At 71.5% G+C, this 13,913-nt stretch carries 15 protein-coding genes; 6 read left to right on the top strand and 9 right to left on the bottom strand.

The annotated features are described in order from the left end of the window. Window positions 1–8: 8 nt before the first annotated feature. On the bottom strand, window positions 9–2,873 hold the full coding sequence (locus ACVHNB_RS28295; RefSeq protein WP_456226188.1) for a penicillin acylase family protein: 2,865 nt from the start codon (window positions 2,871–2,873) through the stop codon (window positions 9–11). Window positions 2,874–3,140: 267 nt separating this feature from the next. Between ACVHNB_RS28295 and ACVHNB_RS28300 the strand changes: the two genes are divergently transcribed. Then, window positions 3,141–3,743 (top strand): hypothetical protein, encoded by a 603-nt coding sequence (locus tag ACVHNB_RS28300; RefSeq protein ID WP_428955723.1) that lies wholly within the window; start codon window positions 3,141–3,143, stop codon window positions 3,741–3,743. A gap of 101 nt (window positions 3,744–3,844) precedes the next feature. On the opposite strand, the gene ACVHNB_RS28305 is transcribed toward ACVHNB_RS28300, so the two are convergent. From ACVHNB_RS28305 to ACVHNB_RS28320, 4 genes are read right to left on the bottom strand one after another with little or no spacing between them, the layout of a single operon-like run. Continuing rightward, a complete protein-coding gene (locus ACVHNB_RS28305; protein WP_428955722.1) occupies window positions 3,845–5,569 on the bottom strand; it encodes an immunity 49 family protein in 1,725 nt (574 codons plus the stop codon). Next, window positions 5,547–5,948, bottom strand: a complete 402-nt coding sequence (locus tag ACVHNB_RS28310; protein WP_456226189.1) for a DUF4180 domain-containing protein — start codon at window positions 5,946–5,948, stop codon at window positions 5,547–5,549. Before ACVHNB_RS28310 ends, ACVHNB_RS28305 begins: the two co-directional genes overlap by 23 nt. Then, window positions 5,945–6,376 carry a helix-turn-helix domain-containing protein gene (locus ACVHNB_RS28315; RefSeq protein ID WP_428955720.1) on the bottom strand — a complete coding sequence of 144 codons (432 nt, stop codon included), beginning with the start codon at window positions 6,374–6,376 and terminating at the stop codon, window positions 5,945–5,947. Before ACVHNB_RS28315 ends, ACVHNB_RS28310 begins: the two co-directional genes overlap by 4 nt. Window positions 6,377–6,414: 38 nt before the next feature. Then, window positions 6,415–6,927 (bottom strand): hypothetical protein, encoded by a 513-nt coding sequence (locus tag ACVHNB_RS28320; RefSeq protein ID WP_428955719.1) that lies wholly within the window; start codon window positions 6,925–6,927, stop codon window positions 6,415–6,417. A 48-nt stretch (window positions 6,928–6,975) separates the two neighbouring features. On the opposite strand from ACVHNB_RS28320, the gene ACVHNB_RS28325 reads away from it, so the two are divergent. Together ACVHNB_RS28325 and ACVHNB_RS28330 are read left to right on the top strand one after the other, a co-directional pair. Continuing rightward, window positions 6,976–7,692 carry a 3-keto-5-aminohexanoate cleavage protein gene (locus tag ACVHNB_RS28325; RefSeq protein ID WP_428955718.1) on the top strand — a complete coding sequence of 239 codons (717 nt, stop codon included), beginning with the start codon at window positions 6,976–6,978 and terminating at the stop codon, window positions 7,690–7,692. An 87-nt stretch (window positions 7,693–7,779) separates the two neighbouring features. After that, complete coding sequence (locus ACVHNB_RS28330) at window positions 7,780–8,847, top strand: RNA ligase (ATP) (protein WP_456226190.1); 1,068 nt, start codon at window positions 7,780–7,782, stop codon at window positions 8,845–8,847. 1 nt (window position 8,848) lies between these two features. Here ACVHNB_RS28330 and ACVHNB_RS28335 read toward each other — a convergent pair whose 3' ends face one another. Next, window positions 8,849–9,361, bottom strand: a complete 513-nt coding sequence (locus ACVHNB_RS28335; RefSeq protein WP_456226191.1) for a helix-turn-helix domain-containing protein — start codon at window positions 9,359–9,361, stop codon at window positions 8,849–8,851. A gap of 113 nt (window positions 9,362–9,474) precedes the next feature. On the opposite strand from ACVHNB_RS28335, the gene ACVHNB_RS28340 reads away from it, so the two are divergent. Then, a complete protein-coding gene (locus ACVHNB_RS28340) occupies window positions 9,475–10,593 on the top strand; it encodes an aryl-sulfate sulfotransferase (RefSeq protein WP_456226192.1) in 1,119 nt (372 codons plus the stop codon). Then, window positions 10,590–11,918 (top strand): uracil-xanthine permease family protein, encoded by a 1,329-nt coding sequence (locus ACVHNB_RS28345; RefSeq protein WP_456226193.1) that lies wholly within the window; start codon window positions 10,590–10,592, stop codon window positions 11,916–11,918. Before ACVHNB_RS28340 ends, ACVHNB_RS28345 begins: the two co-directional genes overlap by 4 nt. Here the strand turns inward: ACVHNB_RS28345 and soxR are convergent. Continuing rightward, complete coding sequence (soxR, locus tag ACVHNB_RS28350; RefSeq protein ID WP_428955713.1) at window positions 11,866–12,342, bottom strand: redox-sensitive transcriptional activator SoxR; 477 nt, start codon at window positions 12,340–12,342, stop codon at window positions 11,866–11,868. The two genes, ACVHNB_RS28345 and soxR, sit on opposite strands and share 53 nt — an antisense overlap. Before the next feature lie 92 nt (window positions 12,343–12,434). Here soxR and ACVHNB_RS28355 point away from each other — a divergent pair, with 92 nt between their 5' ends. Further along, window positions 12,435–12,896, top strand: a complete 462-nt coding sequence (locus tag ACVHNB_RS28355) for a MaoC family dehydratase (protein ID WP_428955712.1) — start codon at window positions 12,435–12,437, stop codon at window positions 12,894–12,896. Here the strand turns inward: ACVHNB_RS28355 and ACVHNB_RS28360 are convergent. Together ACVHNB_RS28360 and ACVHNB_RS28365 are read right to left on the bottom strand one after the other, a co-directional pair. Further along, on the bottom strand, window positions 12,887–13,528 hold the full coding sequence (locus tag ACVHNB_RS28360; RefSeq protein WP_456226194.1) for a TetR/AcrR family transcriptional regulator: 642 nt from the start codon (window positions 13,526–13,528) through the stop codon (window positions 12,887–12,889). The genes ACVHNB_RS28355 and ACVHNB_RS28360 overlap by 10 nt on opposite strands. 85 nt (window positions 13,529–13,613) lie before the next feature. Next, window positions 13,614–13,904 (bottom strand): YiaA/YiaB family inner membrane protein, encoded by a 291-nt coding sequence (locus tag ACVHNB_RS28365; RefSeq protein WP_428955710.1) that lies wholly within the window; start codon window positions 13,902–13,904, stop codon window positions 13,614–13,616. Between the last annotated feature and the right edge of the window lie 9 nt (window positions 13,905–13,913).

The raw sequence follows: 13,913 nt of genomic DNA on the forward strand, positions 1-13,913 counted from the left end.
CCGACGGACTACCGGTGGGCCGGGAACTCCACGACCTGCTGGTACGTCGGGCGGTTCTGCCACTGGATCCCGCGGTGCGTGATCCCGCCCAGCGCCCGGTGCACGATGGTGTCGGCGCACCACTGGTCACCGGCCTTGCAGCTGTCGTCGCCGGGATAGACCTCGGTGGCCGGTTTCGCCGCGGCGGTGGCCAGCGTGGTCAGGAGCGCGTCACGGCAGGCCGAGAGGTCCCCGGCGCCGCAGTACGTGTCCCCCAGCTTGCCCTGCACCGGCTGTCCGAGCACCGTGCGCAGATCCTTGTCGACATAGCCCCACCAGCCGTACTGGAACGAGGACCCGGCGTGCGAGCCGGTCGGTCCGTGCCCGGCCGACGGCGCCTCGTCGACGCTGAGCTGACCGGTCAGCGCCTGGTACAGGCCGTCCCCGAGCCCGGGCTTGAACTCGGCCTGCACCAGCAGCGGCCACCACGCGTCCATGATCCGCACCGCGTCCGGATGGGCGTACGTCTTCGCGCCCGCCGCCGTCTGGTTGCGCTGGGCGCCCGCCTTGCGCCAGGCCTCCAACTGCTGTACGGCCTTGGCGAGTTGCGGGTCGTCGACCGGCTTGCTGCGGATGACCTTGAGGATCTCCGGCAGCACCTGCTCACCGCGCAGGTCGGTCACGGCGGCCTCTTCCATGGCCTGGGTGAGCGAGGCCCGGGTGACGCCGCCCTCGGCGGTCAGCTTCTTCACGCGGTCGTCCAGGAGGTTGCCGCGGTGCACGGCGCCCAGACTGAAGTTGGCCGCGGTGAAGTCCTTGGCCTGCTTGTTGTTCCAGGAGATGTAGTAGTCCTGGTTCAGCGAGTTGGGGTGCTGGGACGGGGGCGTGTAGGCCGCCGTGTTGTCCTTCGGGTCGAAGTCCTGCCACTCATAGGCCTGTTCACCCTTGACCGGCAGCGACATGTCGACGTCCTTGGCCCGCACCGGGTTGTCACCGCTGTTGTAGTAGGCGACGTCGCGCGAGTCGGCGTAGAACCAGTTGAAGGCGTAGCTGATGTGCTGCGCCGCCTTCTCGAAGGTCGCGGCGTCCTTCACGTACGACGGGTCGTTCAGCATCTGGAAGCCGATGATCGAGTCGGCCTCGTGGCGGTACGTCGAGCGCAGCGACGTGTACGCGACGGGTTTGCCGTCGACCGTGGCGCGGTGCGTCACGATGCCGTACTGGGTGCGCAGGACCTGCATCCGGTAGGAGCCGGCGGCCGTCGAGTCGGCGACCGTGGGCTTCCAGGAGTTCTTCCTCTCCAGTTTCTCCATCGGGGTGCAGGTGCCCCGGTACAGGTACGAGGTCGACTGCTTGGTGGGCGTCCCGCCGCCCGGCTCGCACAGCGGCACCGCGTAGGTGTCGGTGATGTCCTGGCCGGCGGAGGTCGCCGACCAGGCGTAGTCCTGGCCGCGGCCGAGCTGGATGTACATGCCGACGCCGGCGAAGGAGACACCGCGCGCGCTGATCCCGGGGCCCTGCAGCTCCTGCATCATCAGCAGCTGTGGCGCGAAATAGCCGGTCTGCGGTCCGAACACGGCCACCGGATGGCCGGAGGCGGTGTGCTTGCCCGAGACCAGGAGGGCGTTCGACATGCCCTTCTTGGCGGCGGAGTCCTTGAACATGTCGGCGGGCAGCACCCCGTCGTCGTACATGCCCTGCAGCGGCTTGAGCCTGGCCGGGGCCGTCACGGGCTTCTTCGCGACGGTGCCGGACTTCGCCGCGGTCGCCGCGGAGCCCGTGCGGTCGTGGACGAGGGGTTCCTTCTCGACGGAGTCCTTGTCGGGGAGAGCCTGGCCGCGGGCGTACTCCGGCTTCTCGCCGTACGGGAAGCTCGTGCCGTCGTGGATGGTGGTGACGGCCTCGGGGTCGTTGCGGCCGCGGAAGGACTCCCAGACCTGGGTGCCCTTCTCGACGCCGTACTTCTCCTGGGACTTCATGAGCGAGAGGGCCGCGTCGACCTCTCCCCCGCCGCCGTTGCCGAACAGCCCGCCGACCACCGAGGCCAGCGCGATCATGTCGGTCACCTTGAACGGCTGGATCTCGCCGATGTTCGTGATGGCGTCGATCTTGCCGGTGAGGACGTACTCGCCCGGGAAGTAGCGGCCGTTCTTGGACTTCACGCGGTAGGCGTTGAGGCCGTCGATATAGGCCTGCGCGTCGTCCATGGCCTGTTTGCCGCGCTCGCCGCCGGAGTTCTTGATGAAGTCGACCTGCTTCTGCAGGTCTTCCTCGGTGTACGGGGCCTGCGGCCAGAACTCCTGCTCGAGGCCCTGGTTCGCGAGGGCGCCGCCGGCGAACGACGTCAGCTCGCCGCGGCCGATGTGCCGGAACAGGTCGATCAGCCAGAGGCGGTCCTGACCTGCGGCGAAACCGGCGCCGAACTCGGTTCCGTAGCGCGTGGAACCTTTGATGTGGGGTACGCCGTTCTTCTTGTCACGGGTGATCGTCACATCGTCCCGGGGACGGGTGACGGAGGCCACCTGATCGTCCCGGACACCGAAGGAGGAGTCGTTGAAGAAGTTCGAGAGCGTTTCGTCCGTGAGCGACGGGTAGCCGGACGACAGGGCGTCATAAGGACCGAGTTGATCGTCGGCGTGTGCGGGCTGGGTGCCGAACAGCTTGTTGCCGAGGATCTCCGCGAGCGTGGCGCTGCCGTTCGCTCCGGGCGGCAGGATGTCCGCGCACTGTCCCTTGCAATAGTCGCTGACGGGTGCGGGTTCGTCGGCGGCCGTGGCCGTCGAGAGAGGGGAGAGCAGTCCCGCGGTGAGCACGAGCGCCGCGGCGGCCGTAAGTCTCCGCAAAGGGCTACTGGGCTTTCTGTTCAGGGTGGTTCGTGGGATGCGTCGTCGCATGCCTGGTCCTCCCGACGATGGTGAGCCGGAGGTTACCGGCGGTTAGCCAACGACAGAAGATGAACATGCGTCACGTTTTCGGAATCACCACAGGGATCACTCAGCGACTCCCCCGCCTCAGAAGGTGCCGGTGATGGCTCCCATCGGAAATCGGATGGGGCCGACCGCCCGGAAGAGGGATCCGATTCGCGTGTCGATACGTCTACTCGGCGACGTCGCTTCATGGCTGCGGCGACGCCGACGTACGTGTGACGGAGGTGCAGGGCGATGGCTGGATTCCGAAGTCTGGCGAGACAGGTGCGAGATCCGCTGAGCGATCTGGCACTGCGGCGTTACTCACTGCGCAAGTGCCTGGAGAGATTCGCTCCCTACGGCCACCGGGCGACCTGGGACCATCTGTGCTCCCGGGCCGGGTTCGGCCCCGAGGACCGCTCCCCCGACCCGGCCCGCCTGGTGGCGGCCCTGGAGGAGCTGGAAGAGGCGCGGGCCGTCTGGCTCGCGTACGAAGTCGCCTTCGCGGAGCGCAGGCGCAAGGAGAAGCACGACGGGCTGCGCCGCCCGGGCAGCGTGGACGACTGGCACCGGCTGACCTGGGGCGGCTTCGGAGTCGCCTGGTGCGACGACCCGTCGGTGCACCCCGGCGGACCGCTGGCCGACGTGCTGCGCCGGCTGATCGCGGCCCTGGAGCGCGACCCCGGCGAGACCTGCCCCGTCTGCGCGGGCACCGCCCTCGTCTGGAAGCACGACCTGGCGCACGAACCGTCGTCGGGCCCCGTCTGTTCCCACTGCGGCGTCGTGGTACCGCGCCCCGTCCTCACGCCCGCGGCGCTGGCGGAGGCCAGGCGGGCCCGGCTGCTGGTGTCCGCGTAACACTCCGCCCGGGTCGGTGCGGAGCACAGAGCACACGTAGAGAGCGCGACGGGGGTGCGGTCCGGTCATCTGCGCACCCCCGGATGCATGGTGCGCGCCCGTCAGCCGGGAATCACCTCCAGCCGTTCGCGGTTGAGCAGGTGCTTCGGCAGATACGGCGCGTCGAGCCGGACCGGGAAGTCCATGTCGTACGCGAGGCAGGCCAGCGCGAGCGGGCCGAGAGCCACGCGCGCACGCGGCGCGGCCGAGTCCCCCCAGTACGTTCCGTGCTGCGCGAGGGCCTCGGTGAGGGCCTCGCCGAAGGCGTCGTGGTCCTGGGTGAGCAGCCGGTGGAACAGGGCAACCGGCTGGTACTCGACGGAGTTCAGGAAGTCCTTCGGGGCGAGGGTCGCGGTGTCCGGGTGCGAGGTCTCCATCGTGGTGACGAGCTTCTGCACGACGTCGTCCACGGGGCGGCGCAGCCAGTGGCTCTGCAGGACGTCGATCCAGTGCAGGACGTAGTCGTCGACCGGGGTGTCGCCGCGCAGGTCGTCGAGCGGCACCTGGCACAGCCGCGTCGTGCGCTCGCGCTCGCGGGTCACCAGGGTGAGGTAGAAGGCGTCGAGCCAGGCGCGGGCGTCCGGGTGCGCCCCGGGCCCGGCGGCGGGCACGGTCAGCTCCCGCTCGCCGAGCGGGCAGGCGACGGCCTTGGTCTCGGTGAACAGGGCGGTGCCGAGCCGGAGGGCGGCCACCCAGGCGTCCCAGGTCTCGACGCGGTCGGCGTCGGGGTCGGCCGCGGCGTGCGCGTGGGCCAGGGCGACGGCGGAGGCGAAGGCGTCGCCGAGGCGGCCCGGGTCCGCTTCCAGGCCGCTGATCAAGTCGGCTGTCGTGGCCGTGAGTTCCTCGGCGCCGGACAGCGCGGTGGCCGGCGCGGCGAGGCGTCCGGCCCGGTCGAGCCCGACGAGCGCCCGCATCACGTCGAGGAGTTCGGCCGGCGGCCGCAGCGAGAACGTGCGGGTGTCGTGGTCGATCTCGGTGAGCGAGGTGAGCCGCCCCTTGTGCCACCAGTACACGCGCGGTGAGAGCGAGCCGGGGCCGTCCTCGTGGGCCTTGAAGGCGTATGTGGCCAGGTCGTTGACCGCGTCGGCGACGCCGCCGTCGACGATGGGGTGGAACGCGAGAAGGTGCCGGGTCGGTACGACCACGAGCGCGCCCGCGTCGGGCATGCGGCGGCCGGTGACCTCGGCCACCAGCTCCGGCAGGATCAGTGCCTTGGTGGAGACGAACGGCGAGTCGCCGTAGACGGAGTACAGCACGGGGTGCCCGTCGAGCCGCACTTCCTCGTACCGCAGCGGTTCCCGCACCAGGTTGCGCTGTGCCGCGGCCCAGAGCGCGTCGGCGCCCGCACGCGCCACGTCCTGGTCGGTGAGCAGGCGCACGGAGGCGGGTCCGTCGAGGGCGAGCGCGAGGTTCAGCCCCTCGGCCACCTTGCGCGTGTACTGGAACCCGTCGGCCGCGTCGGCGGGGACGGCGCCGGGCGGCACCAGGCGCAGACACGTCCGCTCCAGCAGCTCCTCGGCGCTCTCGCCGCCCCGGGACGCCGCGTCCAGGCGCGCGAAGAACTCCTCGACCAGCTCCGGCCAGGCGTCCTCGGGGGCGGTGCGGCACAGCTGCGCCAGGTTCGTCAGCGGGTGGCGGTGGCCGTCGGCCTCCGCCGTGTCACCGGTGACCGTGGGGCGCACCCCGGTGCGGGCGTGCAGTCGGTCGGCGACGAGGCCGCGCAGCCGGTCGGCCTGCGCGACGGTGAGCAGGGGCAGATGAGGGTCAGGCGCGTCGTGTGGTGTCACGCTCCGACTCTACGAGGCGCGCCTCCAACGCGTCGGTGTCGGGCAGGAACCACAGCTGGCGGCCACGGTTGCTCTCGCGGACGAAGTCGCGAAGTGCCGTACTGGCGGCGGTCCTTGTGCCGATGTCGCCGAGGATCGCGAGCCCGGTCCGGTAGGTGGCGAACTTCTGCACGATGTCGCCCGCGAGCCGCGTGCGCAGCCGGAAGAAGTCCGCGCCGCACCGCTCGGCCGGGACGGCGACCCAGGCGGCGCCTCGGTATCCGGCGTCGCCGATCAGGTCGAGGGCGGCGCGCTCGCCGTCGAGGGGCGGGCCGTCCGGGGAGCAGACGAACACGGGAACACCCGCCAACTCCCGGATCTCGTCGGTCGGTTCGGTCATCGCGAGTCCTCCACCACCACGTCGACGATCTTCAGCAGCTCGGCCGCCTCGGCCAGTCCGCCCAGCACGACGATCTTGAGCACGGCGCGCTCCTCGTCGTAGACGGTCTCCACGCGCAGCCGCCCGCCGCTCCGGTCGGCCCCGGCACTGTTGGCCGTGGCGACGACGGTGTTGCCCAGCCGCATCGCGGCCTGCGGGTCGACGCCGTCGACCTGGACGATGACGGACGCCTCGGCGTGGACCACGGCCGTCGGGACGGCCGTGGCCGGGGCGCCCGTGAAGGCCTCCAGGTCGTCGCGGGTGACGCGGTACCGGCGGCCGACCTGCGTGGCCTTCAGCCGCCCGTCGCGCACGTAGCCCCGCACGGTACGGACATGGAGACCGAGCAGTTCGGCGACCTGATCCAGGGAGAAATACTGTCGCTGCACTCCCTCAACATACCCCTAAAAGGTAATGCGAGGTAATTTCAGGGTCGGATCACGTCGGTCTGGATCGCGAGCTTGAACTCGGCGAGGATGATCGGCACCGCGATCCCGGCGTCCCCCCGGCGGGCCGAGACCTTCAGGCCGACCGGCGTTCCCGGGTGCACGAACATCTGCCAGGTGTAGGAGCGGTACTGCCCGCCGCCGGTGGCCGAGATGTCGGTGGTGGCGGTCGAGTCGTAGCGGGTGGAGAGGTTCAGCGGGTCGCGCACGAAGCGGGCGCGGTACTCGGTGGCCCGGCCGTCGGCCTTCCAGAAGACGAGCGCGGACAGGGTGCCCCAGCCGTCGTGGCTCGGCCAGATCAGTCCGGAGCGGGCGTCGGGATACTTGGAGGCGCCTGCGCCGCCGGCCGGGTCGTGCATCTTCCACGGGTCGTACGACTCCTCGCCCGCCGTGTACGGGAAGCGCACGAGGTGGTAGCCGTCGCTGTCGTAGGTGATCTTCTGCGCGCCCGAGTGCGCGGACTCGTACTTGAGTGAGCTGATCGCTACTGGCATGTCGTTTCCGGTCCCCCGTTGTCAGTGTCTGCTGGCACCATCGCCTTCATGGTGTTCGTGCAGGTGTGTCCGAACGGTGCGCGTGGTGCGCAAGACGGGGCGGCGGTGCCGCTGTCGCCCGGCGCGCTGGCGGAGGCCGCCGGTGCGGCGGTCGTGGCCGGTGCGTCGGATGTGCATGTTCACCCCAAGACCCCTTGTGGGCAAGACACGTTGTCGCCACGTTCGGTTGCGGCGACGCTGACGGCGATCCGGGCGCGGGTGGCGGTTCCCGTCGGCGTGACGACGGGCGCGTGGGCCGAGCCGGACCCGGCGGCGCGGGTGGCGCGGATCCGCGCGTGGACGGTGCTGCCCGACCACGCCTCGGTGAACTGGCACGAGGAGGGCGCGGAGGCGGTGGCCGCCGCGCTCCTGGACCGGGGCGTCGGCGTCGAGGCGGGGATCTGGTCGGGCACGGACGGGGCGGAGCGGTTCGCGGCGTCACCGCTCGCGCCGCGGGTCCTGCGGGTGCTCGCCGAGGTGACCGATCCCGGCCCCGGGACGGCCGAGGCCACGGCGCGTACGTTCCTGGACTCGCTCGGCGACACGCACGGGCGGCCGGTGCTGCTGCACGGGGAGGAGGGCGGCGCGTGGCCGGTGCTGCGGCTCGCGCTCCGGCGGGGCCTCGCGACCCGGATCGGGCTCGAGGACACGCTGCGCATGCCGGACGGATCACGGGCCGCGGGGAGCGCCGAGCTGGTGGCGGCGGCGCTGGCCGGGCGACCATAGCAGGCGGAAATCGGCTCGCTCCACCCCTTTGCGCCGCGGACAGTTGAGGCCGATGAGCCCCGACCGATCCTGAGGAGAGCCGTCGCCATGTCGACGCTGCGCGTCACCGCCGAGACCCTGATCGTCCATCCGCATCCGAACGCCGACGCGCTGGAGCTGGCGCAGGTGGGCCTGTACCGGGCCGTGGTCGCCAAGGGCGCGTACCGCACCGGGGACACCGCCGTGTACATCCCGGAGCAGTCGGTGCTGCCGGCCGGTCTGATCGAGGAGCTGGGGCTCACGGGACGGCTCGCGGGCGGGAACGCGGACCGGGTCAAGGCGGTGCGGCTGCGCGGGGAGCTGTCGCAGGGGATCGTGTGCCGCCCGGCGGCGCTCGACGGCGTGGACCTCGGTACGGCCGCCGCGGACGGGACGGACTTCGCGCCGCTGCTCGGGATCACGAAGTGGGTGCCTCCGGTGCCGCCGACGATGAACGGCGAGGTGGAGTCCGCGCCGGAGCTGTTGCCGTGGGTCGACATCGAGAACATCCGGCGCTACCCCGACGTGTTCGCGCCGGGCGAGCCGGTGGTCGTCACCGAGAAGCTGCACGGCTCGGCCTGCCTGGTGACGTTTACGGCCGCGGACGGGCGCCTGTACGTCTCCTCGAAGGGGTTCGGGGCCAAGTCCCTCGCCCTGAAGGAGGATCCGCGGAACCTGTACTGGCGTGCCGTGCGCGGGCACGGCGTCGCCGCGGTCGCCGCCCGGCTGGCGGAGCGGCTCGGCGCCTCGCGCGTCGGGATCTTCGCGGAGGTGTACGGCGCCGGGGTGCAGGATCTGACGTACGGCGCGGACGGCCGCCGGGACACGCTCGGCTATGCCGTGTTCGACGTGGCGGCCGAGATCGACGGCACGGTCCGTTGGCTGGACGCCGCCGCGCTGCTGCACGGTGAACTGCCCGTGGTCCCCGCCCTGTTCGCGGGGCCGTACGACATCGACCACATCCTGGAGCTGGCTTCCGGGCGGGAGACCGTCTCGGGCGGCGAGCTGCATCTGCGGGAGGGTGTCGTGGTCCGTGCGGCCACCGAGCGGTACAGCCCGGTCACGGGCGGGCGGGCCGTCGTGAAGGCGGTCAGCCCCGCCTACCTGACCCGCAAGGGCGGCACCGAGTACGAGTGACCTAGGGGGCCGTGACACCCACCAGCAGCACGCGGGTGCCGGGCTCCAAAGGCCGCCAGCGGTGCGGGAGTTCGGCCGCGCAGTAGAGGGTGTCACCGCGCTCCAGGACGTAGCGCGCGCCGTCCGCCTCCACCTCCGCCGAGCCGTCGGCCACGTAGAGGATCTCGTCCCCGGCGTGCCGGTACTCGCGGCTCCAGTCGTGTTCGCCGGTGAACTCCAGCGCGTGGAGCTTCTGTTGGCCGCGCACGAGAGGGCGGACCCCGTCCGGTGTCGCGGACGGGGCCGCCGCCCGGACCACGTCGACCGGGCGCGGGGCCTCGGCCGCGGCGAGCAGGGCGACGGCCGTGGTGTCGAGCGCGTCGGCGATGCGCTGCAGCGAGCTCATGCTGGGGCGCGAGCGGCCGTTCTCGACCTGGCTCAGGAACGGGACGGAGACCTCCGCCCGCTGTGCCACGTCGGCGAGCGTCAGCTCCAGGGCGCGCCGCCTGCGCCGGATGCCCGGTCCCACGTTCATGAACTTGTAACGCCCTTTCGCTGCTCGGCCTGTTCCTGGGCACCCTATCGCCGTGCTTAACTCCTTCACCGTCACTTAAAAAAGTTAACCAACCAGCGACGGAGGGGGCCTCCATGGCTCGTGTGGACCAGAACCAGCGGCGTCGCCGCGGCACCGGACTGATCGCGCTGGACGAGGACGCGGCGTACGGCGGCTACACGCTGTTCGCGCCGCTGACCGGCACCGGCGAGGTGTATCTGATCGACCTGCGCGGCGAGATCGTGCACCGCTGGGACCTGCCCCACCGCCCCGGCCGGCACGCCCGCATCCTGGCGAACGGGAACCTCGCCTACAGCGGCGTCCTGCCGGGCGAGCCCGCACTGTTCCCGATGTGGCACAAGTACCGCGGCGGTCTGATGCAGGAGATCACCCCGGACGGCACGGTGGTGCGCGAGCACCGCGACCCGCTCCAGCACCACGACGCGCACCACTACGGCGACGGCCGGATCCTGTACACGGCCCTGGAGCCGCTGACGGGCGACGCGGCCGCGGCCGTGCGCGGCGGGGTGCCCGGTTCCGAGGCCGGCGGCGACACCGTGTGGGCGGACACGATCGTCGAGGTGGACGCCGACGGGAACCGGACCTGGGAGTGGAAGGTCTCCGAGCGGCTCGACCGGGCGGAGTTCCCGCTGCACCCCGACTACGCGCGCGAGCACTACCCCCTCATCAACAGCGTCCTGCCGCTCGCCGACGGGAACGTGCTGGCCAGCTTCCGCTCGGTGTCGGCGGTCGTCGTCATCGACCGCGCCACCGGTGACATCGTCTGGCGCTCGGAGCCGGGCGTCGTCTCGCAGCAGCACTGCCCGACCGAACTGCCGAACGGCAATTTCCTCGTCTTCGACAACGGCGTCTTCCGGCCGCGCTGGGACGTCCCGTTCAGCCGCGTCATCGAGATCGAGCGGTCGAGCGGAAAGGTCGTGTGGGAGTACCACGACCCGGCGCGCGAGTCGTTCTTCGCGCCGTTCATGGGCAGCGCCCAGCGCCTCCCGAACGGGAACACCCTCGTCACCGACTCCCCCGCGGGCCGCCTCTTCGAGGTGACCGCGGACGGCTATCTGTGCTGGGAGTACGTGGTGCCGTTCTTCGGGGGCTACGCGGAGGAAGAGGTCCGCAAGCTGTTCCCGTCCGAGCCCAACGCCGTGTTCCGCTCCTACCGCTACTCCGCGGCCGAGCTGCCCTGGCTGACCCGGTGACCGCCACGGCGGCACCACCGGTGGCGCCGGTCGACGAGCGCCTGCCGCTGCGGCGCCTCGTCCCCCTCGCCTGCCAGCACCTGCTGGCCGGCGTGGCCGCCCCCGTCTCGTCCGTCGTCCTCATCGCGACGACGCTGCGCCTCCCGGCCGGGCGGACCGCGTCGCTGCTCAGCGCGACGCTGGTGCTCTGCGGGGTCGGGGCGCTGCTGCAGTCGCTCGGCGTGCGCGTGCTGCGGGTGGGCGCGCGGCTGCCGTTCCTGATGCTGCCGGGCGGCGCCGCGGTGGCGATCTTCCTGCAGATCGCGCGCGAGTACGGACCGGCGACGGCGTCGGGCTCGGTCCTGGTCGCGGCCGCCTTCCTGCTGTGCGTCCTGCCGTTCTACGGGCGTCTGGTGCGGCTCTTCCCGCCGCTCGTGATGGGGACGACGGTGGTCCTGATCGGCATCAACATGATCAAGGTGACCGCGCCGATGGTCGCGTCGGGCCCGGCTCTCGGCTTCGCGACGCTGGGCGTGATCGCCGTCTTCTTCCTCGTCCTGCGGGGCGTGTGGCGGCAGCTGGCGGTGCTGCTGGGGCTGGTCGGCGGCACCCTGATCGCCGTCCTCACCGGCACCGGGCTGCACATCGCGCACGGCGGCACGTTCGCGCTGCCGGACCCGTTCCCGTACGGCACTCCGCACGTCGACCTCCTGGCGGCCGTCCCGCTGCTGGTCTTCGCGCTCGCCTCGCTGGCCGAGGCGACCGGGCAGACCGTCCTCAACAGCGAGGCCGTCGGCCGCGCCCCGGACCCGGGCCGGGACGTGCCGCGCATCGCCCGGGCCGACGCACTGGTCTCGCTCGGCTCCGGGATCTTCGGTACGTCGCTGATGGTGGCCAGCGCCGAGAACATCGGCATCGTCCAGCTCACCCGCGTACGCAGCCGGTTCGTGACGGCGGCGGCCGGGGCGCTGCTGATCGCGTGCGGGCTGCTGACACCGCTGACCCGGCTGCTCGCGGCGATCCCCGAACCCGTGGTGGGCGCCGCCGGCCTGGTCATCTACGCGGTGATCGCGGTGATGGGCTTCGGGATGCTCGCGCGCATCGACCTGTCGGGCGGCACCGACGGCATCGTCGTCGCCCTCGCCCTGGTGGTCGGCATGCTGCCGATCGTGGCGCCGGAGATGTACGCGGGCCTGCCGTCATGGGCGCGCACCCTGTTCGGCAGCGGCGTGGCGGCCGGGGCGATCGCGGCCGTGGTGCTCGGCGCGGTGTTCCGGGGCCTGGGGCCGAGGCTCACGACGCCGTCGGACGCTCCCGGCGCTCCCCCATCAGCCGGGAGCCGGTGAGCCGGTCGCCGAAGACGTCGTCCGGGTTGGACAGCACACAGGTCTCCAGGGAGAGACAGCCGCAGCCGATGCAGTCGGTGAGGTGGTCGCGCAGGCGGCCCAACTGCTTGATGCGTTCGTCCAGTTCGGACCGCCAGGCCTGCGAGAGACGGGCCCAGTCCTCGTGGGTCGGGGTGCGCTCCTCGGGGAGCTCGGCGAGTGCGTCCCGGATGGTGGCGAGCGGGATGCCGACGCGCTGCGCGGCCCGGACGAAGGCGACGCGGCGCAGGGTGTCGCGGCAGTAGCGGCGCTGGTTGCCGGAGGTGCGGCGGCTGGTGATCAGGCCCTTGGACTCGTAGAAGTGCAGGGCCGAGACGGCGGCGCCGCTGCGCGCCGACAGCTGGCCGACGGTGAGCTCGTGGATCTTCTCCGGGATCTGGGGCACCCGGCCGAGCCTAGCTCCCCGGCGGCCGCGTTGTTAGCATGCCAAGAGCTCTGAGCAAGCGCTTAGACATTTGGCTATGGAGGTCACGGAACATGGCGGAGCCGCGGGTTTTCAAGAATGTCGACGAGCTGAAGGCCGCCGTCGGCGAGCAGCTCGGACACAGCGACTGGGTCGAGGTCGGACAGCAGCGGATCGATCAGTTCGCCGAGGCCACCGGTGACCACCAGTGGATCCATGTCGACCCGGAGCGCGCCAAGGCCGGGCCGTTCGGCACGACCATCGCCCACGGTTATCTGACGCTGTCCCTGCTGCCCCTGTTCGGGCCGCAGCTGATCGCGGTCGAGGGCGTGAAGATGGGCGTCAACTACGGGACGAACAAGGTGCGCTTCCCCGCCCCGGTGCCGGTCGGCTCGCGGCTGCGGGCGACGGGCACGATCACGTCGGTGGACGACGTGGCGGGCGGCGTGCAGGTGTCCGTGGCGTTCACCGTGGAGCGCGAGGGCGGCGACAAGCCGGTCTGCGTCGCCGAGTCGGTGTCCCGGTACTACCTCTGAGCCCGGTCGGCTCCCACCATCCTGAGGACGAGGTCGGCGTAGAGCGCGCCGACCTCGTCGGGCGTGCGGCGGCCCTCGGTGTTGAACCAGCGGGCCACGTCGATGCAGAGGGAGAGCACGGCGAGAGTGGTGCCGGGGACGTCCGGGACGTCGAACTCCCCTGCCTTCACACCATCGTTGATGATGTCGCGGACCGCGGCGTCACTCTGCCGACGCAGGGCCACGACACCGGGGCGGTGCTCCTCGCCGAGCGAGTCCAGCTCGTACTGGACGACGCGGGCCGTCGTGTGGTGACCGGCGTGCCAGCGCACGAAGGAGCGGACGGCCTCGGCGAGGCGCTCGCTCGGGGCGCCCTCGCCGGCGGCCGCGGCGCGCAGGATGTCGAGCGCCTTCTCGTGGCCGATGCGGCTGATCCGGAGGAGGAGCTCCTCCTTGGTCTTGTAGTGGATGTACAGCGCGGCCGGACTCATCCCCGCGCGGCTCGCGATGTCGCGGGTCGTGGTGGCGTGGTAGCCGCGCTCGGCGAACGCCTCGACCGCCGCGACGAGCAGCCGCCGGGCCGCGTCGGGGGTGACCTCGGCCCACGGCATCTCGTCGAGTGCCTGGTCCTCGACCCGCTCGTCCTGCGTCATCGGTCCGCTCACATCCTCCCGGGTACCTGCGCCCACACCATACCCCCCGGGGTGAGCGGGCGCTTAGCCCGGCGGGACGGCGGCCTCAGACGACCGGCTTGAAGGGGTCGTGGTCGGCGAGGATCTTCTCCAGCCGGGCCTGGTCCACCCGGCTCACGATCTGGTCCGCCTCCTGGCGGTCCCTGATCACCTTGGCCAGGGTGAAGGCCGAGGTCGTGAGGTAGAGGACCGAGATCGCGAGGAACGCCCGGATCCAGCCGCTGGCGTCGAGGCTGTAGATCCCGACGGAGACCGCGGCGAGCGCCACGGCGAAGGATGCGACGGCCTGCCCGTAGAAGGCCGTGGTGTTGCGCTGCTTGACCGATGTCTCACTCATGGCGACAGC

Source organism: Streptomyces sp. YJ-C3, from assembly GCF_053891275.1.

Excerpts from the sequence above, each read along its gene's own strand:
- ACVHNB_RS28340 (WP_456226192.1), top strand. The coding sequence starts at position 9,475 with ATGGCTCGTGTGGACCAGAACCAGCGGCGTCGCCGCGGCACCGGACTG.
- ACVHNB_RS28365 (WP_428955710.1), bottom strand. The coding sequence starts at position 13,904 with ATGAGTGAGACATCGGTCAAGCAGCGCAACACCACGGCCTTCTACGGG.
- ACVHNB_RS28320 (WP_428955719.1), bottom strand. The coding sequence starts at position 6,927 with ATGCCAGTAGCGATCAGCTCACTCAAGTACGAGTCCGCGCACTCGGGC.
- ACVHNB_RS28325 (WP_428955718.1), top strand. The coding sequence starts at position 6,976 with ATGGTGTTCGTGCAGGTGTGTCCGAACGGTGCGCGTGGTGCGCAAGAC.
- ACVHNB_RS28310 (WP_456226189.1), bottom strand. The coding sequence starts at position 5,948 with ATGACCGAACCGACCGACGAGATCCGGGAGTTGGCGGGTGTTCCCGTG.
- ACVHNB_RS28335 (WP_456226191.1), bottom strand. The coding sequence starts at position 9,361 with ATGAACGTGGGACCGGGCATCCGGCGCAGGCGGCGCGCCCTGGAGCTG.
- ACVHNB_RS28330 (WP_456226190.1), top strand. The coding sequence starts at position 7,780 with ATGTCGACGCTGCGCGTCACCGCCGAGACCCTGATCGTCCATCCGCAT.
- ACVHNB_RS28300 (WP_428955723.1), top strand. The coding sequence starts at position 3,141 with ATGGCTGGATTCCGAAGTCTGGCGAGACAGGTGCGAGATCCGCTGAGC.
- ACVHNB_RS28295 (WP_456226188.1), bottom strand. The coding sequence starts at position 2,873 with ATGCGACGACGCATCCCACGAACCACCCTGAACAGAAAGCCCAGTAGC.
- ACVHNB_RS28360 (WP_456226194.1), bottom strand. The coding sequence starts at position 13,528 with ATGACGCAGGACGAGCGGGTCGAGGACCAGGCACTCGACGAGATGCCG.
- ACVHNB_RS28355 (WP_428955712.1), top strand. The coding sequence starts at position 12,435 with ATGGCGGAGCCGCGGGTTTTCAAGAATGTCGACGAGCTGAAGGCCGCC.